Source organism: Burkholderia sp. 9120, from assembly GCF_000745015.1.
Classification (GTDB): Bacteria; Pseudomonadota; Gammaproteobacteria; order Burkholderiales; family Burkholderiaceae; genus Paraburkholderia.
Genome location: NZ_JQNA01000002.1, coordinates 6,157,208 through 6,182,978, shown reverse-complemented (window position 1 = coordinate 6,182,978; position 25,771 = coordinate 6,157,208). Strand labels below are relative to the sequence as shown.

Genomic DNA, 25,771 nt, shown 5'->3' with positions numbered 1-25,771 from the left:
AACGCATCGCATCACCACGCCAGCCGCCATTTCAATGCATCGACTGTTCATCCAGGCCGAAGTGGTCGATCAACTCGTCGTGCAACGAGATGGCGCGCTCGTCCATTTCGATCGTCCACCGTTCGCTGCCGCGGCATAGCTGCTGCAGCTCGCGGCATTGCTGCGCGAAGACCGCCTCCTGCACGATCAGGAGCGCGCCGCCGGCGCTATGCGCCCAGCCGCCCAGCGCCTCCCGATCCTCTCCTTCGACCATCGCCATCAGCCTCGGCAGTTCGCTCTGCAGATGCGTTCTGAGCATGGCGTTGTAGCGCGCTTTATCGTCCGCACTAAGGGTACTGAGGGAAGACAGCGGCGCACCGACCGCGCCAGTCTCCGCCGCCGGCTCCTCGACTCCTTGCGGACGCGCGGACGCGACCTCCAGCAACGCCGCCTCCAGCTCACCCAATGACGCCGGTTTGGCGACATGCCCCGCGAAGCCGCGCTCGCGCCACGCGGCGTCGTCCTGTGTGTCGGTCACGGCGCTGAACGCCAGCACCGGCAGATCCGGATGCGAGTTGCGCACGCGCGCCAGCAACGCGTATCCGTCCATCACCGGCATATGAATGTCGCTCAGCAGCACGTCGAAGCGAGCCTGATGAACCGCTGCCAGCGCTTGCCGACCGTCCCCGGCGATGGTCGGCAAACAACCCAGCGTGGTGAGTTGCTCGACGATCAGGCTTTGAATCAACGGATTGTCTTCAGCGACCAGTACGCTCAGCCCCTGCAACGCGGCAGGAACGTGCTGAGGCAACGCGACGTCGGGCTCGACGGGATGCGCCGCAGCGGCGTCGCGCGCATTTACGGCGCCAGTCGCGAGATCGATCGCGGACAGCACCGCCTTGCGGCTGAATTCGCTGACTTCGAAGATACCGTCGCCGCGCGAAGCCGGCGTATGCGGCCCGCTATACGTGATCCACACCGTCCCAATTGCCTGCGCCTCACGCAATTCAGCCACCGCGTCGAGATCGTATTCGCCGGTCACCACCAGCACATCCGGACGATTCACTCGCAGCCACACTTGCGCGCCGCGCATCGACGTTTCGGTATGCACGCTCCAGCCCTTCCGTTGCAAGCCGGTTTCAAGCAATTGTCCCGACTCGCGCTCCTGACACAACACCAGCGCATGGCCACGGCGCGGCGGCTCGACGCCCGCGCGCGGCTCTTCCGACGGCAGCGCGAGCGGAATCGCGACACTGAATGCGCTACCGACGCCCGCCACGCTTTCGACCGAAATATGGCCGCCCATCAACTCGCACAGCCGCGCGCAGATCGATAGCCCGAGGCCCGTGCCGCCGTAGCGGCTCGACGTGCTCGCCTCGCCTTGCACGAACGGATTGAAAACGCGCGCCACCAGCGCCTGATCCATGCCGATCCCCGAATCAACGACCCGGCAGATGAGAACGGGGTTGCCCTGCGGGTCGTCGTTGATCTCCCCACTCAACGTGATCTTGCCGCACGACGTGAACTTGAATGCATTGCTCAGCAGGTTGTTCACGATCTGCGCGATACGCGTGTGAACGTTCTAAATATTCGCTGCAAATTTACTCCAAAAAGAAATCGCAATTTTGCAGGAAAATCGTGCCGTATTTGAATCACGTAACAGATTGAATCGGCTGGTACTTTTCGCATTTTTTGCGGGATGCCCCGTGCGTTTGCTCGCCCAGTTTTAGCAGCAACTTCGACCACAGAACTCGCGACTTAGTGACATCGCAGAAGCTGTGAGGTCGTAAGCTCCTGCAGATAGCTCTTGTGTGCTCAAGTTACGCAACAGACGGCGCGGCCTCCGGCGAGTTTTTCGACTCTAGGGCTTCGCGAAGGAAAACCTCCGTACGAAGGTCGTCGCCGGAAAACCAGCTACAAGCAACGGTCTTCGAGCCAGCTTTAAATTTATCTTCCGTCACAGTGAGCCACGGGCCGCCCGATTTGAGCTTGACCACGTCTCCGACGACCAGTTTTGCAGATGCCATGAAACATTTCTCCGAACAAGGTTGAGTGAGTGCTACTTCTCGTGTAGCAACTCAGTTACTGACCTAGCAGATAGCTTTCCGGAAGTCTGTTGGAAGGGGCAGCATCGTCCAATTACGCTGAGACGAGTCGATATCACCTACCTCGCTTCCGATTTATGCTGCGGGATGCCTTTGCCGCCTTTGCACGGTTCCTCTTCTTCTTCTCCTGGCGTTGCCGAGCGTGGTCTGCCACAGCGCTCTGCAAGTCACGACTTGGCGTTGCAAAATAGGGATATTCAGATGCCCGCATGCGCTTCAATTCTGAGCTATCCGCAAGAATTCCGAGTTCCGCACGGAAATGCTCTAGCTCCGTACGGGTCTCGTCATCGAGGTCAATGCACTCGTAGACAAACAGGTCTTCTGATGAACCGGGATAGTCTTTGTTCGGATGGTCGAACGCAATGCCGATGAAGAGTTTGCCGTCAGGGCACTTCAATTTGGCGCACCTGCAGTAGGCATGCAGTACCGCCATACGGTAGCGTCGATACTCCTCGTAGGTTTCGTGACCTCGCTTGGGCACAGACAGAAATACATATACACGTTCGGGGTTTTGCTCGGTCGTGAAAAGACGTGCTGCGCGCCCATCTTCTTCTCGCGCCCTAAGGAGCAGTCCTCGAATGACATCTATAAGGATGCGCCTCTGGAAACGAGATTCGCTCGCGATTACACGAAGAGCCTCTTCCGTTTCGCGATTATCCTGTGTGTGGCCCGGCGGCGCGACAAGCGCTGGGTCTCCGAGCTGAATGAACTGTTCGATTAACCTATCCCATTCGTAGCTGGGTCGGTCGAGTCGCTTTTTTGCGATGTACTCAGGTCGTCGAATGAGCCCGTCGAAGTGAGACTCATCGAAAATAGCTATATCCAGTGATTTGCCCTTCGCCGAGGGAGGTAGAAAGCCCCGCCCAAGCTCGTTCCCATTTTGCAGATATGAGGCGACTAGCTGTTCCTCCCCAGCGGCGACGACGCGTATATTCGAGGTAAGGAAGGTTTCCCGGTCGCATAGGTAAGAGATGAAATCCGATGCTGTATCCATCTCACGAAGCACGACCTCGAGCGCGAACTCGTCGAGTACATGAACGAATGTTTTCCCGGGCGTCACCAAGCCAACTGTGAATGGGTTATCACCGTGGTCCTGACCATGAACATCCGTTCGAACTTGCAGCGTACCGCGACTTCCGTGGAAATATCGGCTACACGCATCGAAGCTTCCACGGGTAACCGCTATCAGATGAAATCTTGCGTTTTCGATGCCAGGTATCGAGACTGGGAGCGGACGTTGACATTTGCTGTCGAGAAAGATTCTTTCTGGATAGCGCTTCAGCCAGTTCATTGCACCATAAAGCTGTCGAACAGACGCGTCCACCGCACGTCTATACCAGCGCTTCCAAGCGACGTCGAGTGGCTTGTCGTCCTGAAACGGGACATGCTTATCAGAGAAGATAATGACATCGTTGCCGAATACCACCAGGACATCAGCGAATTCCTTCGCGCTGCCACGGCCGTCACGCATGTCTTCGTCGGTATGCAGGTTCGCGAATGACCAAAGACTAAGAAATGACCGTCGACAGAGCCGCATCAAGAGCCGCTCGGAGGCGTTCACCCCGTCCGCTTCGGAGATGTCAAAAATGCCCGCGTTTGTAGACGCCGGCAAGGGCCTCGCAGATGTATCCGCCGCCGATGCTGAATCGCTCACTTGGTTCATGACACAGAGTCCCCGTCGTTAGCCACTTTTCAGGTGGCCTGCTCAATACTTGTTTTTTCCGCCCAATAGACGCAGCCGTCGCCAGAGTCACTGATTTCCTGAAAGACACCAGCGGGCGTGTCGCTGCAAAGCATAGAGCAGCGTTTTTCACATCGTCACTGAGTTCTCGCCGCGATGGGTTTCAGTCGATTGTTGTTGCGAAAACTGCCGTTGAAGTCAACAGCCGGCTAGTGTTCCATTCGGCTTGAGGCTGCCGGGTCGAATCGGCAGTCTCATTTTCATTGCATACGACAGTAGTCACGGTGGTTAAGCGGCCGCCTATCGCAGACGGCCGTCTGCAGCAATACTACGTAGCGACACGCGTTGTTGGAAGCACGGCGATGACGAGGCGCTTACCGATGGCTGGAACCTCATAGTCGGGCACCGGCGTAAAGAACGGCTTCACACCTGCGCGTACGAGGCAGTCGACATGTTGCAGTTGAGCCAGAAACTCCTCGGCATCAACGGAGTGAATTGCGCCATCCAGACCCTCAATACCACCCGCCCGATTCTGTTGTTGCGTCCAACGTGCAGCCGTGAGGTCCTCTGTGGCCTGCTCGACCGTCTCACGGTCCTCAGGGGCGAGCGTGGAAGACAGTGCGAAGCTCACGACATCTGTTGCGTCCAGTAGTCCCTGGAGGACCTCGGAAGACTGCGCATCGACCCATGCGTTCTGCGGAATACGTCCGACCAGTTCGTTGTAGTCGGCAACCTCCAGGAAGGTCGCGACCTTGATGAACAGCCCGATGGGCACACGCCACTCCAGCTCTCCTTCCTCAACCTCGAGTTTTTCGGCTAGGCCAGCCCTAGACATCCCCCTCTCGGCTAGCACACGGTCCAATGCATCTTCATTGAGCACCACGGATTCGGGCAATCCGCTCCCGGCAGGGTAGCGAATTGTGGCAGCCGGCTTCACCAGAGAATGCATGAGGTCACGCCTTGCAAAGCGTTGAGCACGCTTCAGCAGCGATTCGGTCACGGGATGCTGGGAAATGTAGTTGGTAACGCGAAGGAGCGGCTCGGTCTCGCGTAACGCATAGACGATTGGCAGCGACTCTTCTCCAATCCGAATCGCTGAGCCATCCGCTACGGCCTGTCCCACCTGCTCAGGCGTCCAACGTTCGAGCAGCGCGGAGTACGCCTCAAGTTCGTGTCCGACGGCGACGCGCAAACCACCGCGCCATATCTCGAGTTCGCCGCTGTTTTTGTGGCCGACATTCCCGTACCGCGCGCACGCATAACCAACGAGGATGCCTGGGCTTCCCGCCTCTTCAACAGTGCGGCGCAATGCCTCGAGAAAGGTCGGCATTTCCTCAATCCATTCGGACACACGGCTTTCGTCGGAGAGCATCAGCAGTGCGATGGCGTAGCCAGGCTGCATTACTTCACCGAAAGTGCACATCACCGCCCGGTGATTGCGCGTCAGCGTGGCGGTAAAAGGTTGATGAAGCTGCGACGCAAACGTCGCTACCCCGTTCAAGAAAGCATGGGCGGCGTCGGCGAATTCAACACACTGCCCTTGCACACCTTCTTGACCGACCGCTGCGAACTGAACGCCGAACGCAAGAGTTTGCTGGCGGTCATTCATGCCGCGACGTCCACGGAGCTGCGCGGCGACCTGTGAAGCCTGCATGTGACCAAGCTTGACCCGTTGCAGCTGCAATCGCTGACGAAGCGCTGAAGTCAGCTGGGCCTCGTGCACGTCAACGAGCGCTTCGACGATTGCACGTGCCGAGTCAGAGGAAAAGCTGGAACGACCCACAAACGCGTGGAGGATAGCGGCCTGTTCGGCCAGAGAGGGGATGGCGAAGTCAGACATGAGACGTCCTTGACCAATGGAGGGCTTGCATGGTCAGGCGGCACGCGTTACCTGAGCGCCCTCCTGGTTCAGGAGTCAACACTCAATGTGGGGGGGTGAGGCGGTCTGGCTTTGCCTGGTGCGTTGCGTGCGCGTGACGGGTGCCAACTTACCCGGGCAGGGAGTCCCTACCTGTTTTTTAGAATACGCAAAAACATTCACGTTCGTCAAGTAGGCAGAATTTTCGTACTTGCGCGGAGCGCGTCGTGAGACGACGCTAACCCGTATAGCCAGCGCCGGGAGGCCGGTTGCGGTGGACTTGTCGAGACTGTCGCGCCCCGAACTCATCGGATAGTCTCGGCGCCCCTCAAACGCCGCCTACCGCCACATTTTTGGAGAGTGCAACCCATGCTCTTCCGCTGCTTTCTCGTCAGCCTTCTGCTGCGCCACCAACTGGTGGCGCAGGCGCTCGAGTTCCTCAAAAAACGCCCGCATATTTCTTTCGTCGAGAACGTTCTCTGAGGCGTTTTCGGGTTCCATTTTTTGTCTCCGGTTAGCTGTATGCGGTTAGTGTAGTTACCGCAGTCAGGACCGTTGTATGAGGCTTACCGAGACCATTGCGACCGAGGATAAAGTTTACGCCAGCGCTATTTACAATGACTGAGTGACTGCTGAAGCAGAGCGAAAAACTTACGTCGTAAGTTCCTGCGGCGCTGATGAATGTTGCCGCTACGCCGCCAAGAGCGTTTTTCGGATTTGATATCTCGGCGACCCAGACGTGCGGCGGCCAGCTTATGACGTTGAGCCTCTCCTGCTCCTCGACTTGAAGTCCATTGACTGACGAGCACACGTGGCGCTTCATTACTTCCCAAGACCTGGCAAAGATGCGTGTGACGGACTCGTTGCGTGGCGGCGTCCAAAGTGACGGCCCGTATTGGACAACAAGCTTGGACAGCACGGTCTTCGCGCGGTCGAAGTCGATGACATTTTTTCGGGGAAAGACCGTCGCGAAACCGCGTATGTGTTGAACCTGATATTGCCGGGTGCCGTTTTTCTCAGTTTCTGAAACGATGCAGGGGACGTAGCGATACGGGAAATGATGGTCGTCTGATACGTAGAGACCGGTGATAACGCCGCGCAAGGTTACCCTTTCGGTTAAGCTCGGCATCGCGCGTTCGGAGGCTAGTTTGTATCCGACCACGGCGACTGCATGTTCTCTCTCGCGGACTTCGGCCAATATCGGAAACCCAGAATCTACATTTGCTACGAGAGTGTCAAGGAACGTCGCCTCATCGTCGTCCTGTATCCACGTAAGTCTGCAACTTGGAATGACAGTTTCGAGCGCTTTTGCAGCGGCATGGAGGTTCATGCCATCGTACGATGGCGCGGAATCGGGCGATAATCTCAACACTGTGTCGTTGATTTCCCTCAGGCTCAAAATCCTGTCGCTCCAGCCCACGGCATGACAGTGGCGAAAAATCGACCAGCTCCCTTGTACGCACACGTAGCCACCATTGGTAACTGGTTCATCCAAGCAAAGCCAGCGACTTGTAGTGAAAGACCGTTGACTCTTATTTGGTGGGATGCGACGTTCAGATACCCGTGTACACCAAGCGCGCGTGGGTCGATAACCGTGCTACCTGCGGCGAATTCGGTCAGGGGTCGCAAGGTAGTGAACCCGCGATACCGTGCAGCGACTTCTTCCTCGGATGTAGAGAACCGTCCAGATTCAATATCATAATCGACACCATCGGCGAAGAAGTGAATTCGCACGCACTCGAGGTGCTTGCTGTCTGATAGCGATTCCGGAGCTACGTAGCTTCGGCCAAGTCCTCATCCGGGCAGGGCCTTTCTAGCATTATGGAGCGAATATCTGTCGATAGCCGGTCATGCCAAGTCAGAATTCTGTCGGGAAGGTATCGCGGGACGTTCGCTTCGATTAATGCTTTTATCTCGCTAGAATTCGCGACTAGGTGCCATGTGAATTGCGACATGCTTGATTCTTGTCGATTGTGACGCGGCAACCGTGAGACAGCTTCCGCCTTGGAGTGAAGACAAAACGAACAAAAGTTCTTAGCGGGTCTCCGGAGAAGCGGGGCGAAGCAACTCGGGAATGGCAACGCCGAGCACATTGGCGAGGTCCTGCAAGTCCACCACCATGGGATTTGCCGCCCCGTTTTCTAGCCGTCCGACGTACGTGCGAAACCTGTTCGCTCTAACTGACAGCGATTCTTGGCTGAGCCCTTGCGCTGCACGAAAGATTTTTACGTTGGCAATGACACGCGCAAGCGGCTCCGGTTTTTCGGGACGCTGCTCGTCCTCCGGGCGGTCAGACAGGAAATCCAAAACATCGACGTCCAGTTCCTGAGCAAAGCGGACCAACGTAGTCAGGCGCAGGTTAGCGCGGCGCTTTTGCTCCAGCGCGGCAAGATTGGGCCGGGATACCGACGCCTTCGCGGCCAGTTGGTCTTGCGATAGGCCTTTGCGTTTTCGAATTTTCTGAAGTCTCTCGGAAAGTCCGAGCGCGACTGCTTCGTCGAGTGTTGGCATGCTCGAACTTTGGCCTGCCTCACATTTCTTTTCTACTACTTCGAAAAAGCACGCTTGAAAGTATCACTCATATAAAGATACAATAGTCTCAATCCGTGCCCTTGCTGTCTAACGTAGCGATTGTATGCGGCCGCCGCCTCCGAAAGATTGATAACGCTTACTTGTCGGCCAGGTCGGCAATTGAAAAGTCACGTCTGTCGTACGTTGGGCGGGCGGCCGTTTGCCTTGGCGGACGTGAAAAACGATAGGTGTCGAGAGGGTCGTGAAGCAGGGACAGTTGGAGCGTGCCGTAGCCGCACACGTTAAATAGACAACCTTGCTGACAGGTACGGCGGATTAGCCCGTGGTAGTCGGCACAGCCCGGAGGGAGCATGGTCTTCGTTTTTTTCTGCGTGGGTGGTGTTTTACCGCCAATGCGTCGGCACCCATCGCTCGCCACGCGAGACGGCGCGCCGCAAGCAACTCGCACGCTTGAAACCGATGCACTACTGCTTGCGCGAACGCTCGAATCATATTCCGGGGCTGTGATTGTCATAGCGAACGATTGGCCCTTTTACTATGACCTCGAGGAGTTGCGCTCTTCGCGTGAATTCGGGCGACGCATCGTCAATGTAGTCAGAACGCTGGGAAGCACGAAAGAATCGGCAGTGCTCGATTTCATGTCGGGCCGCGCCGAACCATTTATCGTCATTGCCTCACCGGACTTTGAGTTTACTTACCTGACGGAAACCAGGCGCATCGACGTCGGCATCGAACAAGGGTTTGACGAAGAAGCTCAAGTGAGTCTTCTCGAGCATCTGCGTTTGTTAGGCGAGCAAGCGACAAATCCGCTTACAGAAGATGACATGCTGCGGGCCACAGTCGGCAGCCGCGACTTGAAACGCGCGCGGAAATACATATCACCCATTCGTGCTGGCGATGATGTGGCGTTTCAGCGCAAGCTCCGCTATCTCGTGAGCGAGGAGGCAATGAGGTGAAGTTTCAGCTTACGTTGGATTTGCGTCACGAACTCGCCATCCCAAGTTCGACCCGTCGAAAGTCATCAGTGTGTCGCGCAACCAGGAGCGTTCATGTCGCTTTACTTCTTAGCCCCTTGTCATGTCGTGCTCGAAAGATGGTCTATTCGCGAACGAGACGACACGGGTGAACGGCATTTTGTGGGCTTCGATATCGTTAACAACGACGGTCGAGTTAGCACTCCTATTCGCGTGTTTGACCCGGTCACCCGCACTGGGTCCACTGCTACCGGAAGCACTTACCAGCTTGTCGGACGCGCTGGCCATGATAGAGATGGTGAATATGTGTGGTCTCGGGTGGTGAGGATTTGGGAAATAAAGAGGTGGAAAGACGTCACTCCAGACCTTGTGCCTGACTGGCGGCAAGCACTAGCGATTGATGAGCCGCCTCAAGACGACTGAGCGATGTTCCGTCGATAGTTTGTAGCAGCGATTTGGCATTTGGTCCTTCGCGACGCGAGGGAGAACGGTGCGGCGGACGTATCCGAGGAGAGCGAATTGACCACGGCTGAGGAAAGAACTCGCGCACTGTTGCGTGCTCGCGATTTATTGATTGAGCTGTCGTTAGCCGAGTCGCCGGAACAACTACCGACGTTCCGTGATAAGGCAGTGACCGCGCTCAGGCACTATGCTGACCGGGGCGAAATTGAGCTAATTGCGAAAGGTGGGCGCTGGCTCGAGTGGCCATGCTGAACGCTTGACACCGCAACAATCAGCCGAGACAGACTTTCGGCGTCAAATGAGGTGTCGGGCTGCGTTGCGAAATGGTGATAATCGAACTGGAAGGGCAATGAGGGAGCGCGAACTGGTTGCAATGGTGCGCGATGCTGACCCAGGCGGCATCGTCTTGTTTATCGACAGATATGCAGAGAGCGACGAATCCGATGAGGTGCGGGAAGTGTATATACGCACCTCCGCGTGGACGTACCAGCGGGGCTGCTATGCGGGCCGTGCATATGAAGTTCGATATCCCGACGAGCCGGAGCTTCGCGAAGAAGGTTATGCAAACGTAGTGTATGTAAGCGAACGGATGGTCGTCCTGTCCGCTGGCCCAACGAATCACAGATTTACGTCGTAGCAGCGAGATAGGACACGCCTTATCATGCGTAACGCGACACCGCACTGGTTGGAAAAAATGCTGCGCGATGCACTGCAAGCGCGTCGACAGATGATACGCGACGGCGAACTCCTGCCCGAGGATGAATTTCGTCGACAGCGGGGAGTCACGTCAAATCAACTGGCGCGTCTGAACGCGAGCGGCAGTGTGTTTTTCATTGAAGTTGATGGAAAGGCTTACTACCCCAGGTTGCACGTCGCCGCCGAACACAATGTGCGCCGACTGGCGTACGTGAGTCGAATTCTATGGCCTGCTCCACCGAACTCACGCTTCCACTTTCTGACCTCTGCAAATGGCGCGCTGGGCGCCATTACACCGCTGCAGGCTCTGGCAAACGACGACAGCTATCGGGAATTGCTGATTGTTGCCAGAGGCTGGGCATCAGAATATTCCCGGACTATCGTGAAAATATGTGCGGGTGAATTCGCTCATGGGATTGAGTTGCCTATTGTTTGCACCGGCGTAACCGAGATTGACCCTCGCAAATGCGTATGGCGTCGAGCACTTGAGGCACTCCAAGGGGGAGAATATTTGCGACCAGACGGTCCATATTGTCAAGCTAAGACTGCGACCGTTTTCGTTTCCCGAAGCACTGCAGGGAAACCTGACGAGATGATTGAGGCGAGGCTCGACGTGATTGTTGTCAGGGGGCTGGCACATACTGGGGTGGTTACCAGCAACTCTCCTAGGGTTGACCTGATGCAGGTACGCGTCGACAAAGGTGATGACGTCGTTACCGTTGTCCGGAAAATTTTGCGACATGCGGATGACAATACGCATACGCGCCGACCGGCCCTACTATGAGCATCGATTTGCCGCGTAGATTTGATGCGGTACGTGTGCGCCACGTCTATGCAACGACGCGAGACTCAGCAACGTCGACTAACGGGAAGTCAGATGAAAGGGCGCAAGATGAAGCGTGCGCGGGGCCGCGTTACGTTTGGCTCCACATACTTATCTAGCGACGAAGCGGCGCTCGTATTGCGTGTGTCGCGCGAGTGTTTTGATGGTCTGGCCCGGACGGCAAGTTGGTGGCAATACGGCGCACGCGAGATGGCCGTCGGTGGTTCTCAATGGCGGCCTTGCTAGCATATGAAGAAGGGAGCAAGGTCCGGCAACGGGCGGGGCTAGATAGGATGATGGAAGCAACGCGGCGCATGGGTCTTTACGGCGCGGAGCTAGAGGGACTACCTCTACGCTGAGCAGATGATGATTTGGCCCCAATTGGCCGTGTAAATCGAAAATTTGAGGTTTATACGGCCAATTCTTTCAAATCAGCAACTTACACTGCTCGACGGCTCGCGAAGGTAATAGCTGGCTACGACTAGACAGGGTGTATGTAGAGCGGGCCCGCCGTAAGATTTGTGACTTAATAGGCAGAGCAAATGCGCTTGCAAATAGCCTCGGACCTGCATCACGAGTTCATCGCTCCGGGCCGGCCGCAGTGAACCGATTGCGCTCGCTGACGGCGTTGACGTTCTAGTACTTGCAGGCGGTATCCATTCACACGCGAATGCGTGCGACCTGTACCGCGACTATCCCCTACCCGGGTGCGACACTCTGACGGTGTTTGTGTTCGAATATGGGCGCCCGGCCACTCGCTTTGATGCGAACGCGACTTGGCGTTGCGCGATTGCATGGCTTGTTGTCGGCAACGTCCCGCGCATCAAGCATGCACCAATTCCTATGAATGATGGTGATGACGTCGTAGCCGTTGTCCGTAAGATTTTTACAGCGAGCTTGCCGCAATCAAAGACGAAGGAGAGATGTCGCCTGAGTTCCGACACGGCACCGTGCGACGTTGCGGTGATTATCTTTCCAGCGACACGACTACGCCCCGCACGAACCGGTTCAATATCGAATCGCGTTTTCCCCGGCAGTCTGTACTTCGGACGCGTTCCAGTTCGACTGCCTTCTATTCATGTTGCATAGAACGAAGGGTCCAAGCTCTTAGCGCGCTTTTTATATGAAACCGGCAATCTCGAAATTTATTTCGTGACAGAAAAATGATGGAAGGTGTCGTTAAATTCATGACTGGCAGTCTCTCCGGATAACGAATGTCGCCTGCCATGATGTTTAACATTTTGACGCTGTGAATTTCATCTGATGTTTTGTAAAATCGTGCGGAGCGCGTCTGCGCTGTAAATCCATAAGATGAGGCGGTATGGGCGCGCAGGACATAATCAAAGCAATATCTGGCAGGCTGGTTCAGCAGAACCGGCTTTTGAAGCTGGACACCCCGCTTGGCAACAATGTATTGTTGCCGCAGCGTGTTGTGGCCCGCTCGCGGCTCGGTCGTCAATACGAGTTCACAGTCGATATCGTTTCAACATCCAATGGTATTGAACTCAAGAAGCTGATTGCGCAGCCCGTCACTTTATGGGTCCAGCAGAGTGATGCATCTTATTTGCCGCATCACGGATATGTCCATACAGCACGCCGTCTGGGCTCAGAGAGTGGCCTGACCAGCTATCAAATTGTATTTGCGTCATGGATGCATTTCCTGCGTTTCCGTAAAGATGCGCGAATCTGGCAGGATAAACCGGTCGACGAGATTCTGACCGATGTATTCAATATGCATCCGCAGGCGCAAGGCGCTTTTCGCTTTGACCTGCAAGCGCGGCTTGCTTCGCGCTCCTTTTGTGTCCAGTACGAAGATGACTGGAATTTCGTTCATCGTCTGACGGAGGCCGAGGGGTTGTACGGCTATTTCGAACAGGCGACGGATGGCAAGTCTCATAGGCTTGTCATCACGGACAGCGTGGTTTCGCTGCCGGCGTTATCGCCGCAGACCGTGTCGTTCTATCGTGCAGGCACAGGCAGCGAGGCTGACGCGTTGGTGCAGTGGAGCGGCACGCGCACCCTGCAGAGTACGACGCTGACGACCCGTACGTTCGATTACAAGTCACCACCAACTACCGGCAATCCAAAGGGGACGAGCGTTCCCACGCTGGACAGTCAGGGCAACCTGCCCCAGCAGGCGGAGGTGTATGAATACACCGGCGCATACACATATGGCGAGCAGCAGCGTGGCGACCAGCTCTCCAAAGTCCGCATGGAAGAATGGGAATCGCGCGCGAAGCGTTTCTACGGCGTCGGTGCGGTGCGGCGGATGGATGCCGGCCGCTGGTTCGAACTGGTCGACCATCCGGAGCACGACCGGGGTAGCGAGGAGGACCGGCAGTTCGCGATTATCGATACGGCCTGGTTCATCGAGAACAATCTTCCGGTGTCCAGCCGCGCGCCGGATTTTCCGCATAGCCTAAAGCACGAGCTTGGGGCGAAGCGCGCCGCGCACGCCGTGACAGGTACGATGCACGTCGTGCCTCATGCCGACGGCAGCGAAGGATTCTTTCTGGTCGAAATCGAAGCTCAGCGCCGCGCCGTGCCGTTTCACAGTCCCCTCGAGCACCACAGACCTGCCATGTACCTGCAGACGGCGACCGTGGTCGGGCCGGCAAATGAGGAGGTCTACACCGACGTGCTCAATCGCATCAAGGTGCGAATGCACTGGGACCGGCTGAACGATGGCGACGAGAAAGCATCATGCTGGGTGCGGGCAGCCTATTCAGACACCGGTGGCGGATACGGTGCTGTTCATACTCCGCGCATTGGCGAAGAGGTCATCATTGACTGGGTCGGGGGCGACTGCGACCGCCCGATTGTGACGGGTCGCGTATACAACGGTGCGACAAGGCCGCAATGGCACTCAAATGGGCTGCTCTCAGGCTACCGGTCGAAAGAATACCAGGGCAGCGGTTTTAACGAGATGGTAATGGACGATGCGACCGGTCAGAATCGCGTCCGCCTGTATTCGTCGAGCACCAACGCGTGTTTGCATCTGGGCTATCTCATCGAGCAGACGGGCAACACCCGAGGCAACTATCTTGGCAGCGGCTTCGACCTGAAGTCCGATGCTTACGGCGCCATCAGGGCTGGGAAAGGACTGTATGTCTCGACTTACCCCGCCACAGGAAGTGCGGTCCAGCAGCTCGAAGTGCAGCAGGCGCAACAACAGCTCGCTAATGCAGATAGCGTGCTCGACGCGTTGTCGAACGCCAGTGCCACGCATCAGGCTGCGAGCCTGAAGGATGGGCACGATGCACTGCAGACATTTTCCAAGGCCACGCAAGACAGCGTCTCAGGTGCGACGTCGGGCGGTCGGACAGCAGGTGGCGGCAGCGGTAATGCGAATGCGTTCAAGCAACCCGTCATGCTATTCGCCAGTCCAACCGGCATCGGGCTGTCAACGCAGCAAACCGCCCACATCGCCGCTGACGAGCAATTGAATATCGTGAGCGGCCAGAGTGCCCATATTGCGACCGGCAAGTCGCTCATCGCGAGCGTCGCGCAGAGCATCAGTCTCTTTGCGCAGAATGCCGGAATGAAGTTCTTTGCCGCAAAGGGCAAGGTCGAGATTCGGGCCCATGATGACAATGTTGAGTTGACCACGCAGAAAACGGTCAAGCTGTTGTCCGCGACCGAGAAAATCGAAATGGCGGCGAAGCAGGACATCCTGCTGACTTCGGGCGGTGCTTATATCCGCATCTCAGGCGGAAACATCGAAATTCACGCCCCTGGAAAAATTGACGTCAAAGGCAGCCAGCATTCGTTCAATGGCCCTACGCAGGGTAACTATGACCTCCCGGTGTTGCCGAAGGGGGACCTGCACAACAAGCTTGAACTGAATCTCGCCGACGATTCGCTGAAGCCTGTGCCGAATGCGCCGTACAAGGTGATGTTCGAAAACGGCGGGGTGATGTCCGGCAAGCTCGATGCGAATGGCTATGCGGTGCTGCACGATGTACCGCCTGGTCCCGTGAAAGCATTCTTCGGTGAAGATGCACGTCCCTTCACCCGGGCACCGCTTCCAGCGGCAACGGACCTTGCGCCGGACGACGTTCTGAAGGAACTCCACGCAGCGGGTCATGACGGAATCACTCACGACAATCTCGCAAGTCTTTTTAACCGTTTCTCTGGCCGGCCGGACGTGCAATGAGCGATAACGACCAACAGGCGATTGAGGACGCGGTTGAGCAGATTGGCCTGTCGATGGCTTCGAATGCGTTCCCGCTTTTCTACGTCGCACAGAACGTGTACGACACTAGCGAGAGTGTCTGGACGGTGTGGAACTGTCGGGACAGTACCGACGAGATGGTCAAAGTCGAGGCAGGCATTGACCTCGTGTTTGCCGTGGTCGGATGGGTGCCGGTAGTTGGCGCCGGCGTGAAGCGCACGTTCCGTCTCGTCAATCACAAGTCCGACATCTACGGTCCGCTCCTCTTCGACATCCTTCGGCTGGTTCTGCAGCGTGCAGGGGTCCACACGAGCCCCGAGGAACTGGTCGACAAGCTGTTCGACGCGTCGGGTCTCAAGACCGTGCTGACTGGTGCCCGTGAGCACATCGAGAAGTCATGGTTGTTCAAGGAAATGCCGGTCGCCGCGCAGGCTACGTTCAGGCAGGCGCTTGTGTGGGTGGAGACTAACCTTCCGTACTGGCTGACGCAGTTTCTGGAGCGCAAGCTCCTTCACTGGAAGAAAAAGCAGCCGAACTCGTCGGCAGAGACGACGCTCGAGCGCCGTAAAGAAACGGAGAAGCCGGGCAAGGTGGGTGTCGAGGCCGAAGAGGGGCACAACCGGCCGTCTGCATCGTCGAGTCCGGGTGTCGTGAATGCAAAGCTCGCGGTGGCCGACATCACAAACGGAATCACCGGCATCCTCGGCGAGCACATCGCCGACTATTATTGCTATGAGACGCTTGGTTGGGGAAAGGGGTGGGACGCGCACGACCAGGGGCTGCTCGGCAAATGGTCGCATGAGCCGGGCGCTGAGGTGCCGGGGAAGCTGAATGACCACGGCAAGCTGAACAAGCTGTTCGATTTGCGGCCACGAGGTCACGGTATTGATGGCGTCTGGCGCGCGAACCCGGGAACGAACGAAGGGAAGCCGTTTGCTATCGTGGAGGCGAAGTCGTCGAAGGTCGACAAGCCGATGAAGGACCCGGAAGGAAAGCGGAATATGACGCCGAAGCTTGGCCTGGCGTCACGCATCAAGGACGCAGTGCGCCCTAGAGCGGACGAGTTGCTTGAGCCGCCGGTGGATGCTGCTGGCGTTGCGCCGCCCCCTGTTTCAGGGGGGAAGAAGAAGGGCGGCAACGGACCAGTCAAGACTGGAACCACCACGCCGGCCAACGCGCCGGCGAACACAGCAAGCAGGCCTGTAGGTAAAAAGGTTGCCCAGATGAGTGAAGACTGGATTTCACAGAACCTGGAAGGAGCAGTTGGTACCGGCCTGGCAATACATATTCTGAAAGGCGGATATGCCCGACATATCGTCTATGTCCCCTTTTACCTGCCATGTGCGGTGAAGCACGAAGAAGCGTTGCTTACCGGCAAGGAGCAGGACCATGGTGAACACGATATTCCGCCAACGCATCACTATCGTGAATTGGAAGTGGCGGAAGCAGTGAGGCGTAAAGAAACGTCGTTGCATAAAGCGTTATAGGAACACAACCAATGGCAGATTTTTCGACTCGCAAACGACAACGCTTTATCAGCGAGCAGTATTTCAAATGGCTCTCGGATTTCCACATCAAATCAATCGAGGAGTGGAAGCACACGCTCCCGGCCAATGGTACGGAAGAGACAAAGCGGGCGATAGCGGCGTCGTGGCGCGCGAAGGAGCAATTTGAGCTCATGCTGCTCCGCTACACGGCTGGCGAGCCCATCGAGTCCATGCCTCCCGAGCTGGAAAGTGTAGTCGCGACTTACGAAGAGTACGCGGTGCTCCAGCGCATCGCGCGCGAAGACGGGCAGTGGCCCGCGTTTCTCCTCAACGAACTTGCCGATTACGAAAGGGCGATGCAATTGATTGGCCTATGCCACCTGCTCCATCGACGCGACCTGCTGCCACGCATTGCCGCGCTTGAAGACGGTATCTTTCGGGCACAGGATGCGCTGTATGAAGACCTGCTTGCTTATGGCTTGGAAGGGCGGGTAGACGTCGACCAGTGGTATCACGAGTCATACAGGGATTGCATCAACAGTATTTACGGGGATACCGACGAAGAGAGCCTCGCTGACCTCAACGCATATCTTGAGCAGTGGTATGCGTCGATGAAGGAGGTTCCTTGGCATGACGCGCACCTCGACTTATCGGAACGCGGCGGAGCCTATTTTGGTTATTGGGCAATTGAGGCTGCGGCCGTTGCGTACTTGCGCGAACTGGACGACACGTCCCTTCGCCACCACATCGTCTACCCGAAAGACCTGGTCGATTTTGCGCGCGAGGGCGGAAACCGCACGTCGATACCGCCTGTTTCGCCTGACGCAGGGGCGCTGGCTGTACGCACCGGGCAAACGTGCCCTGAAACCGGCATCTGGAAAGCATTTGGACACAATGTCCCTGGCGTGATGGTGACCGAAGGGGAACGTATGCCAGACATCTTCGCGCCGGACAAAAACGGGATATACCGTCAGCAATCCGCTCTCTGGGAATTCGAACGCAAGGCCTAAAAATCGGTCAGTCGTTGCAGTGCTGCACGATGTAGCGCTTGTCCCCGTACGAGCGTTCTTCGGTGAAGATACACGTCCCTTCAAGGATTTGCCGACCGCGCCGATATGTGACGTGTATCAAAATTGAACTCCGGAAGCTTACTTCCACGACGTCGGGATTAGACCGGCATCACGAGCCTTCCAGTTGGCGACTTCGACTGTGTTGGGCACTGTTCCCCAAATGGTGTCGTCTGCATGTTCCAGCACGATGATTTGGCACTTATGGTCGGTTGCATGCAGCCCTTCAGACAGAGTCTCGAAGATTCGCTTCGTTGCCAAAAAGTCCGCATCGCGACTCCGGCGCAGCTCAGCCAATCCTGCCTTGTTGGCATCGAGTTGATTCGCTCCAGTAGCCGCACTCGGAAAATAAACCTGACTTGGCTGGTCTATGACTAGAAAATTGAAGACAGGGAGATGCTCGCGCGAGGGATGAGATACGTCAACCGTCTCGGTTTTTCCGAAGAAAGCATTTCTCTTTCGTAATTTCTCTGGATTATTTCACTAGAACGGATGTCACGCTCTTGAGCTTGGACGCTTCTTACTTTTTTCGCGCCAATATGAATGTTAGGGCGAGTATCAAGCTCAGCCGTTTCCCGGCCCCAACCATCGACTTTTTCCCAAAGGTTGATAGAAAGCTGTGACGCTTCAGACTTTCGCCTGACAGTATCGCGGAAATTTTCTGCCGTTTCGAACAGCACGGATATCATGATTACGTTAAATTCCAGCTCAGGAGAGAGGGTTCCGTGGTAAAGGTGGCGGCGGATAGCGGTAAAGCGACGCTCTCGACGCCAAGCGAACGTACGAAAGAAATTCGGGGCGTTGAGGCTATCGATGTGCTGCTTCATCTCCGCCATCTGAAGCCCTTTGTCGTTCATCAATCCCATCTCAATCGCGCGCTCCTGCATTGCAGCCGCGATGAAGGGGTACTCACGTTCGGATACAGGGTCTGCAAGAAGATTGTGAAAAACCTCATGAATCCGCTCAGATAAAGTACCCTCAAGGTCGTCGGCTCCCGGGATGTGATAACGCTTTGCTGGTTTTCCGCAAGTGCATTCCACCGTTGGCAGCTTGGTTTTGACGCTTTTGTGCAGGAAGCCCGAACATTCTCCGCAAACGGTGTACAACTGTGTCTTGTGTTTCAGACATCTGGTGGCTAGAGCGAACTGATGTTCTCGATGCCAATATGAGTGACCGAAGCACCGCGTATCTTCTTCGATGCACTGGAAGCACCACTTCATCTCTTCGCGCGTTTTTCCGCGCCAAACGTTGTTTGAGCTTCTACCCTCGGGTACAGTCCTCATGTCTGTTATGCATCGATTCCGATGCTGCTCCGGGAGAAAAGGGGCGATTACGGGGAAGATAGTTTGATTTTCGATGATAGATTGCGAATCGCCGAGAATCCCCCCGGTTTTCTCAAAAAAGTGCTCTAGTCCTCTGGATAAAGTCCAGGGGTAGGTGATGATGCTACGCCCGAAAAGCGCTCGACCTGCATCAAGCGGCAGCACACAGTTCTCGATGCAGATACGAATGAAGTGTCCAAGAATCGTTTCGCCTGGGAGAAATGGCGGAAGATTCAGAATGGTTACTTTGCGAGGTTGTCTGGCCATTTTTATAACGGGAGAAATTCAACATTGAAGGTCGCTCGTGGTCAACTTTGAAGGACGCCTCGAACACCTGCTTAAACGGGTGCTGAAATCTCGACGCCGAGCGGAAGTCGACCAGCTCAGTCGTCGAGTGACTCTCGCACGAGCCCCCGTTTGACTGCCGCTTCGTACGAATATGATTCGGTCGTATTCGACGTCGCCCTCTTTTTTCGCGCTTCTTTAGGTGCTACATCTTTTTTTCTCTGCTTCGGTCCCGATAGGGGGTGCTTCTGAGCGATATTTTTTTTCGGCTTGTTCGCAGTTCCGGGGCCGCCTTTGGCTTTTGCATCTGCATCTTCTTTTACTTTCGCGAGCGCAGCCTCGGCTTTTGCCTTCCGTTGGGCAGCTCCGGCAGCCCGTTGCTCCTCAAGTCTCTGCAGTTCCTGCGCTTCGTGGAGCGCTTGAATCTTCTCTCGCCGATACGGCAATAAATGTTCAAATCGCTTGTACTGTTCCTGAGTTGGATTCTTACCTGCGGCCATTTCGCGCAGGATGCTGATTGAAGGGTTGTATCCAATGAGGGTGGCCGCACATGTATCAATCATCGCAGCCGACATCTCGGCTTCGTCGCTCAATTTCGCCATCAGCTCAAAAACGTTGCTAATGAGCAAACAGACAGCATGTAGGAAGCCTTGCGTGTGGTGATGAATCGCCAAGGGAAAAAACGCGGGCATCTGCAGTTTCGAGTGGCTCACCCTGTATTCCCACATCATCAAACAAAGCTTGTGAAATTCGGCGCCAAGTGGAAGCAGCGACAATTCGCGATGCCCGCGCGCGGCTAACTTGCGCCCCTCTTGCATGTGCGAGGTGAGGAGCGACTCGACTCCATTTGTGGCGACGCTAAGAATCGGAATGCCAGTAGCCTGCATGAACGTGGAGAACGCTTGGAGTGTCGCCTCGGTTCTTTCGTCAAATGCTTTCAGACGCTGTAGGTCGTCAACAACCAACAACCCAAGATAGTTTGACGTCGCTGCTCGGTAGAGTTGGGACAAATGCGCCCAAAGAGGAGTTTGAGCGCTGCGCGTCAGCCGGGCATAGTCGGTTCCGAGTACAGCGTCAAACTTTTCCAGTATTTTTCGGACCATTGCCTTAAGGTCGGACGCCTGCTCACATTGGACGGAGATGAACGGCAGTTGCACGACCTTCGTTTTGCGTCCCCCGATGTGTGTATGCACAAGCGGTATCGTTCCGATGTAACGTGTAATCCGATTTACAAGCGTTGTTTTTCCCGCGCCGGTGGGTCCGAAAAGCAGACGACCCATAGCAGCGCCTCCCGAGGGACTGCGGGCCTGCAGCATCCTTTGTGCCGACCCGGTTCTCCACTCGTGTTCGGTGCACTGCGCGATTCTATAGATATGTGCCATTACCTCAGGCGCGGTTGGGTTTCGGTATTTGTATCCGCGCCGAACCAATGTCATCACCGACGACAACTCTTCCGCGTGGTTGTCAGTGGGGACGAAAATATCCTCAATGTCGTGAAGAGCCTCGATGCGGTGATGGAGTTGTGATGCGAAAAATTCGCGATTGCGCATTTTTGGCAAATGACGAAGCACTTTCCAAGTGGCCTCGCTATCAATCAATGGAGGCAACGCTTCGACGAATGGGTTGCCCGAAAACGGTCCTACCTCCGGTCGGTATGTCGCCCACTTAAAGATGCAGCCATTCTCGATAAAGGTACCGGCGTCAGGTGCTGAGCTTTGATGGACGACATCGGTGGAGGATATCGATTCAAAACTGTTGCTCTGGAGCGACGAGAGCGCGCTTGAAGTGCGAGCGTGGTCAGCGTCTCCCGCAGACGGAAGGTCCTTAAAATTTTGCTGGTGCATTGAATCCCCAATAACGCGAACGCAGTGAAGCTGCGGCGATATCCACAAGTCGAAAGAAATGAATGTGCTCGGACGAGTTGCCCGATGAGGTCAGGGGGAGTTTGGTAGCGGCTGTGACGGGTTACAACGATAGTTACTGCGCACCTTCCGTTTAAACGAGCAGCCAACCCGTTTGCCGGGTGGGTCCCGGCGGCAAACAGAAGTCAATAGACCTCGACCAAGATGTTAGCACATGAGATTGAGAAACACACACTGGTTTGCTTTTTGACGGGCAAAGCACGTCGGCACCGGCTTTTCGGGACTTTTTTGCGTTGAGTATTTCTTACATTGACCACATCGGAACATCAAATCTTTAGCGAAAATTTGACACCTTGCTCGACAAATCGATAGCGCATCAAACCCGCGAGGATATTGGTCTTTGAGGAAGTTTTTGCATAGACTTTGAATGGTTTTTGCAGAGAGTTTTTAGTCAGTTCACGTGCGATCGCCGCGCAGCGGCTGGTCGAGGGTTGGCGACAGATGCGAGTAGAAGCGGATCGGCCGGTCCGCCTTCATCGGCGCATAGGAAAGCGCGATGTTTTCGAGGTCGTCCACGGGCCGGAACAACTCGGCGGCGAGCCGCATCTCGCCGGCATCGATCTTCGAAAAATCGAGGATGTCGTTGACGATGCCACGCAACGCATTAGCCGCCACGCCCAGTGTCGCGAGTCGCTGGGTATGGGCGTCGAGTCCCGGCGTCCGCGCGAAGAGTTCGAGATTGCCGAGCAGCGCATTCAACGGCGTACGGATTTCGTGGCTCATCGACGCGAAGAAATTCGAGCGCGCCCGCATCATGTTTTCCGAGGTCTGCTGCGCGAGCCGCAATTGCTGTTCGAGCTCATATTGCGCGGTGACATCGAGAATCGCGCAGAACAGCACGTCCTGCTCGTCGTAGCGGGCCAGCGCATACGTGACCTGGAGGAACCGGCCGGGCGCGGCGGCGCGATCGTCCGGATGCGCGGCCGGCAACGGCGGCGTTTGCGCGGCCTGCGCGGCCTGCGTGGGCAAGGCCGGCACGACGAACGCGGCGATTTCCGCAAACGCGTTGGCAGAGGGCGTATCCGGCGCCGGCGCGTGAAACTCGTCGACGATATGCGACGGCAAGCGCTCGCCGCCCGGTTCGATATGCAGCAGTTCTCTGGCCAACGCATTCGCGGTCAGAATCGAATGATCGCTCTGCCGGACGATGCACAGACCGATCGGCGTCGCGCTGACCAGAATGTGATTGATGGTCTCGCTTTCCAATGCGCGCGATGTCTCGACAAAGCTGACGCGCAACAGTCGCAAGCCCCAGAAACGAGCGGTCAGCGCGATTGCCAGCAAGATCAGCAGTGTGAGTACGGCGAGCACCGCCAGTTGCCAGCCAAGCGCCGAAGCCAGCCCGCGCCACGTCACATAGCCGACCAGCGCGCCGAAGCCGGGCGTCAGCGGCTCGTAGAAAATAACCCCGTCGCGGGTATAGCGGTTGGTGTCGGGCGGCGTGTGCGCCACGACGCCCTGCAGCATGGCCACACGCTGTGCGTCGAGCGGCGGCGAGGACACGATCAGGCGGTAATCCGCCATCGTCAACAGCATCGCGCCTTCGCGGTTGGGCCACTTCAGCCGCGCCGGCAGCGTCTCGACCGGGATGCTGATCGCGATCAGCGTGACCGGCTTGCCGTCCGCATCATAGTAGGCACTGACCACCGAGATCACCGGTATGCCTTGCAGCGGGTCGCGATACGGACCCAGCCAGACCCGCTCGCCCTTGCCCGGCAGCCGCTTGCCGGTCCGCGTCTGGAGTTCGTGCAGGAGGGTCGCGCGCAACGTGCCCACGGCCGCCGCTTGCAACGGCGGCGTAGCGGGTGAACCGTTCGCGGACAGCTGAACGACGGAAGGCAAAATCGCGGCGTAGTCTTCGCTCAGCCCGAGCAACACCGCGCGTTGACGAAGTTCGAACGCCTGCTGCGTGACCAGCGTCGATTGCGCGGCTTCGTAAAGGCGCCAGAGTTTCGTGCCCAGTTCGTCGCCCCACGCGGCTCGCGTCGCCTCGCCGGTCAGCACGTCGAAGCCGGCGTTGATCCGCTCGACATCGCCGCGCGCCACGCCCGTCTGGCGGATCGAGTCTTCGACCGCATCAGGTACGCGCAATACGTTGGGGGTGGTCTGGTAGAAATCGAGCGTGAACTCGGTGCGGCGCAGAAACGATTCCTCGCGATGCAGCACCAGCGAAAACTCCGCCGCATTCTGCGCGGCGTAGGTATGCAGGTAGTCCAGTTGTTTGCTCGCGCCGATCACCGCGAGGGCGAGCGCGAAGACGACCACGATCAGCATCAGCGAGGCGATCGTCGCCAGGTACACCCGTTGTTGACGCTTCGCGCTTTTCTCGAGCGAAGCAAACGCGTGCGCCAGAGACGCCTGAGTACGATCGAGGATCTTCTGCATCGACTCGCTTAGGTAGCGTGAATCAAGCCGGCAGGCCGCCACGATAACGAGGCGGACACAGGGTTTTGCAAGCCTTATACGGCCGAAGTGTAGCGCTTTTGCAGCAGCTCGCCACATTCGTCCGACAGTATCGACAGCTACGCGAAATGCATGAACAACCCTGCAATAACGGCTGCAGGTGGCATAAACCTGAGCGGTTTACTGGGAAAACCCTCAAGGAAACCCGTTAAATTGCCGTTAAACCTTGCAACCACGTAAGCACCGCAACCTGTCTGCGGGTAGCACGAGCAAGGAACGCCATGCGCAACAATCAGCCTGTTACCGGGCACGAGTACGAATTCCCTTCGTCGCAAATGCTGGTTTCCGCGACCGATCTGACCGGCCGTATCCAGTACTGCAATCCGGCTTTTATCGCCGTCTCGGGTTTCACCCGCGAAGAACTGATCGGCCAGCCGCATAACCTGATCCGCCATCCGGACATGCCGCGCGAGGCGTTCGCCGATCTGTGGACGACCGTTCGCGACGGCCGTCCCTGGACCGCGCTCGTCAAGAACCGCCGCAAGAACGGCGACCATTACTGGGTCCATGCCAACGTCACGCCGGTGGTCGAGAAAGGGGCGATCGTCGGCTATCTGAGCGTGCGCGTGAAACCGGAACGCGAAGCCGTGCGCGACGCCGACGCGCTCTACGCCCGCATGAACGCGGGCGAGTCGCGCGGCCTGAAGCTGCGCCGCGGCGTGGTGGTACGCACCGGCGTGCTCGGCCGGATTCAGGCGCTGATGCGTCTGCCGGTCGCGACGCGCGCGGCGATCGGCTATGCGCTGACGCCGCTCGCGCTGCTGGCGACCGGTTTCGCTGCATGGCAAGGCGTGCCGCCCGTGCCGTTCTGGATTGCGTTCGGCGTCACCGCCGCGCTCAGCGTGATGTTGTGGCAAGTGCTGACGCACCAGCTCGCCACGCCGATCCGCGACATGTCGGGCTTCGCGACGCGTCTCGCCGCGGGCGACCTGACCGCCGATCTGGAGATCGCGCGCCACGACGATCTCGGCGACGTGCTGCAGGCCTTGAATCAACTGAAGGCGAATCTCGCGGCGATCGTCTTCGACGTGCGCGCACAAATCACCGGCATGCTCGACAACGCGCGCGAAATCTCCAGCGGCAATGTCGATCTCGCGCGTCGCACGGAATTGCAGGCGGCTTCGCTCGAAGAGACCGCGGCCACCATGGAAGAACTGACCACCACCGTGCAAGCGAACGCCGACGCCAGCGTGCGCGCGCTCGATCTCGCCAAGGACGCCCAGGCGGCGGCTGCGGTCGGCGGCCAGATCGCGGGCCAGGTCGAGCAGACCATGGCCGGCATCACGGCGGCGTCGCGACGGATTGCGGACATTACCGGCGTGATCGACGGCATCGCGTTCCAGACCAACATCCTCGCGCTGAATGCCGCCGTCGAAGCGGCGCGCGCCGGCGAATCGGGCCGCTCGTTCGCGGTCGTCGCGGGCGAAGTGCGGATGCTGGCGCAGCGCTGCGCGGCGTCGTCGAAGGAAATCAAATCCGTGGTCGAGGCGAGCGCCAGCGAAGTCGCCGTGGGCACTGAGCTCGTTGCCCGCACGACCTCGCAGATGCGAGTGATTGATGAGGCGGTGAGCCGCGTGTCGTCGATCATCGTCGAAGTCGCGAATGCGAGCAGCGAACAGGCGGAAGGAATTCGCCAGGTCAATCAGGCGGTCTCGCATCTGGACGGCGCGACCCAGCAGAACGCCGCGCTCGTCGAGCAGGCGGCGGCCACCGCACAACGTCTCGCCGAACAGGCCGACGTGCTGGATGAAGCCGTGCGGCTCTTCACCGTCGCCGAAGCCACGCCCGCGCAACGCGCCGCGACGCCCGGCCATCAGCCACGCACGCAGGACGCGGCGACTGCTTCGACGCCCGCACCGAAGCGCAACGCTGCGCAGGAAGAAGCGACATTGTTCTGATAGATCGGCGTTACTCCCACCTCGACAGCCCACTATTGAAGGG

At 57.4% G+C, this 25,771-nt stretch carries 18 protein-coding genes; 7 read left to right on the top strand and 11 right to left on the bottom strand.

Annotated features, from left to right (window positions below):
- Positions 1–31: 31 nt before the first annotated feature.
- The 7 genes from FA94_RS35460 to FA94_RS35435 form a co-directional block, all read right to left on the bottom strand.
- Complete coding sequence (locus FA94_RS35460; protein ID WP_081936303.1) at positions 32–1,546, bottom strand: ATP-binding protein; 1,515 nt, start codon at positions 1,544–1,546, stop codon at positions 32–34.
- A gap of 253 nt (positions 1,547–1,799) precedes the next feature.
- Positions 1,800–2,006 (bottom strand): YodC family protein, encoded by a 207-nt coding sequence (locus FA94_RS35455; protein WP_035560827.1) that lies wholly within the window; start codon positions 2,004–2,006, stop codon positions 1,800–1,802.
- 133 nt (positions 2,007–2,139) lie between these two features.
- Positions 2,140–3,747: a hypothetical protein gene (locus tag FA94_RS38980; RefSeq protein ID WP_156126779.1), complete on the bottom strand. Its 1,608-nt coding sequence runs from the start codon at positions 3,745–3,747 to the stop codon at positions 2,140–2,142.
- A gap of 346 nt (positions 3,748–4,093) precedes the next feature.
- Positions 4,094–5,605, bottom strand: a complete 1,512-nt coding sequence (locus tag FA94_RS35445) for a hypothetical protein (protein ID WP_035560824.1) — start codon at positions 5,603–5,605, stop codon at positions 4,094–4,096.
- Positions 5,606–5,962: 357 nt separating this feature from the next.
- A complete protein-coding gene (locus FA94_RS38975) occupies positions 5,963–6,124 on the bottom strand; it encodes a hypothetical protein (RefSeq protein WP_156126778.1) in 162 nt (53 codons plus the stop codon).
- Positions 6,125–6,137: 13 nt separating this feature from the next.
- Positions 6,138–7,118 carry a hypothetical protein gene (locus tag FA94_RS35440; RefSeq protein ID WP_156126777.1) on the bottom strand — a complete coding sequence of 327 codons (981 nt, stop codon included), beginning with the start codon at positions 7,116–7,118 and terminating at the stop codon, positions 6,138–6,140.
- A gap of 539 nt (positions 7,119–7,657) precedes the next feature.
- The gene (locus FA94_RS35435; protein ID WP_035560818.1) at positions 7,658–8,134 is read right to left on the bottom strand and encodes a helix-turn-helix domain-containing protein; all 477 of its coding nucleotides are present in this window, start codon (positions 8,132–8,134) and stop codon (positions 7,658–7,660) included.
- A 371-nt stretch (positions 8,135–8,505) separates the two neighbouring features.
- Between FA94_RS35435 and FA94_RS35430 the strand changes: the two genes are divergently transcribed.
- The 6 genes from FA94_RS35430 (at position 8,506) to FA94_RS35405 (ending at position 17,781) form a co-directional block, all read left to right on the top strand.
- Positions 8,506–9,111, top strand: coding sequence for an HAD domain-containing protein (locus FA94_RS35430; protein WP_156126776.1), 606 nt, complete (start codon positions 8,506–8,508; stop codon positions 9,109–9,111).
- Positions 9,112–9,591: 480 nt separating this feature from the next.
- Entirely contained in the window at positions 9,592–9,843 is a 252-nt protein-coding gene (locus FA94_RS39965; protein ID WP_035560815.1) for a BPSL0761 family protein, read from the top strand.
- 409 nt (positions 9,844–10,252) lie between these two features.
- Positions 10,253–11,071, top strand: a complete 819-nt coding sequence (locus tag FA94_RS38970; protein ID WP_156126775.1) for a hypothetical protein — start codon at positions 10,253–10,255, stop codon at positions 11,069–11,071.
- Positions 11,072–12,431: 1,360 nt separating this feature from the next.
- Positions 12,432–15,266 carry a type VI secretion system Vgr family protein gene (locus tag FA94_RS35415; RefSeq protein ID WP_035560810.1) on the top strand — a complete coding sequence of 945 codons (2,835 nt, stop codon included), beginning with the start codon at positions 12,432–12,434 and terminating at the stop codon, positions 15,264–15,266.
- Positions 15,263–16,771 carry a hypothetical protein gene (locus FA94_RS35410; RefSeq protein ID WP_035560807.1) on the top strand — a complete coding sequence of 503 codons (1,509 nt, stop codon included), beginning with the start codon at positions 15,263–15,265 and terminating at the stop codon, positions 16,769–16,771. The genes FA94_RS35415 and FA94_RS35410 overlap by 4 nt, the downstream gene beginning before the upstream one ends.
- A gap of 11 nt (positions 16,772–16,782) precedes the next feature.
- On the top strand, positions 16,783–17,781 hold the full coding sequence (locus tag FA94_RS35405; RefSeq protein WP_035560805.1) for a PoNe immunity protein domain-containing protein: 999 nt from the start codon (positions 16,783–16,785) through the stop codon (positions 17,779–17,781).
- A gap of 138 nt (positions 17,782–17,919) precedes the next feature.
- Here FA94_RS35405 and FA94_RS39960 read toward each other — a convergent pair whose 3' ends face one another.
- From FA94_RS39960 to FA94_RS35385, 4 genes are all read right to left on the bottom strand, one after another.
- Positions 17,920–18,210 (bottom strand): DUF3732 domain-containing protein, encoded by a 291-nt coding sequence (locus FA94_RS39960; RefSeq protein WP_081936302.1) that lies wholly within the window; start codon positions 18,208–18,210, stop codon positions 17,920–17,922.
- A gap of 2 nt (positions 18,211–18,212) precedes the next feature.
- Positions 18,213–19,427: a TniQ family protein gene (locus FA94_RS38380; RefSeq protein WP_081936301.1), complete on the bottom strand. Its 1,215-nt coding sequence runs from the start codon at positions 19,425–19,427 to the stop codon at positions 18,213–18,215.
- Between the two features lie 116 nt (positions 19,428–19,543).
- Positions 19,544–21,289 carry an ATP-binding protein gene (locus FA94_RS35390; protein WP_081936300.1) on the bottom strand — a complete coding sequence of 582 codons (1,746 nt, stop codon included), beginning with the start codon at positions 21,287–21,289 and terminating at the stop codon, positions 19,544–19,546.
- 474 nt (positions 21,290–21,763) lie between these two features.
- Positions 21,764–23,752, bottom strand: a complete 1,989-nt coding sequence (locus FA94_RS35385) for a sensor histidine kinase (protein WP_051981094.1) — start codon at positions 23,750–23,752, stop codon at positions 21,764–21,766.
- Positions 23,753–24,051: 299 nt separating this feature from the next.
- Here FA94_RS35385 and FA94_RS35380 point away from each other — a divergent pair, with 299 nt between their 5' ends.
- Complete coding sequence (locus FA94_RS35380) at positions 24,052–25,728, top strand: methyl-accepting chemotaxis protein (RefSeq protein ID WP_035560794.1); 1,677 nt, start codon at positions 24,052–24,054, stop codon at positions 25,726–25,728.
- Positions 25,729–25,771 lie beyond the last annotated feature (43 nt).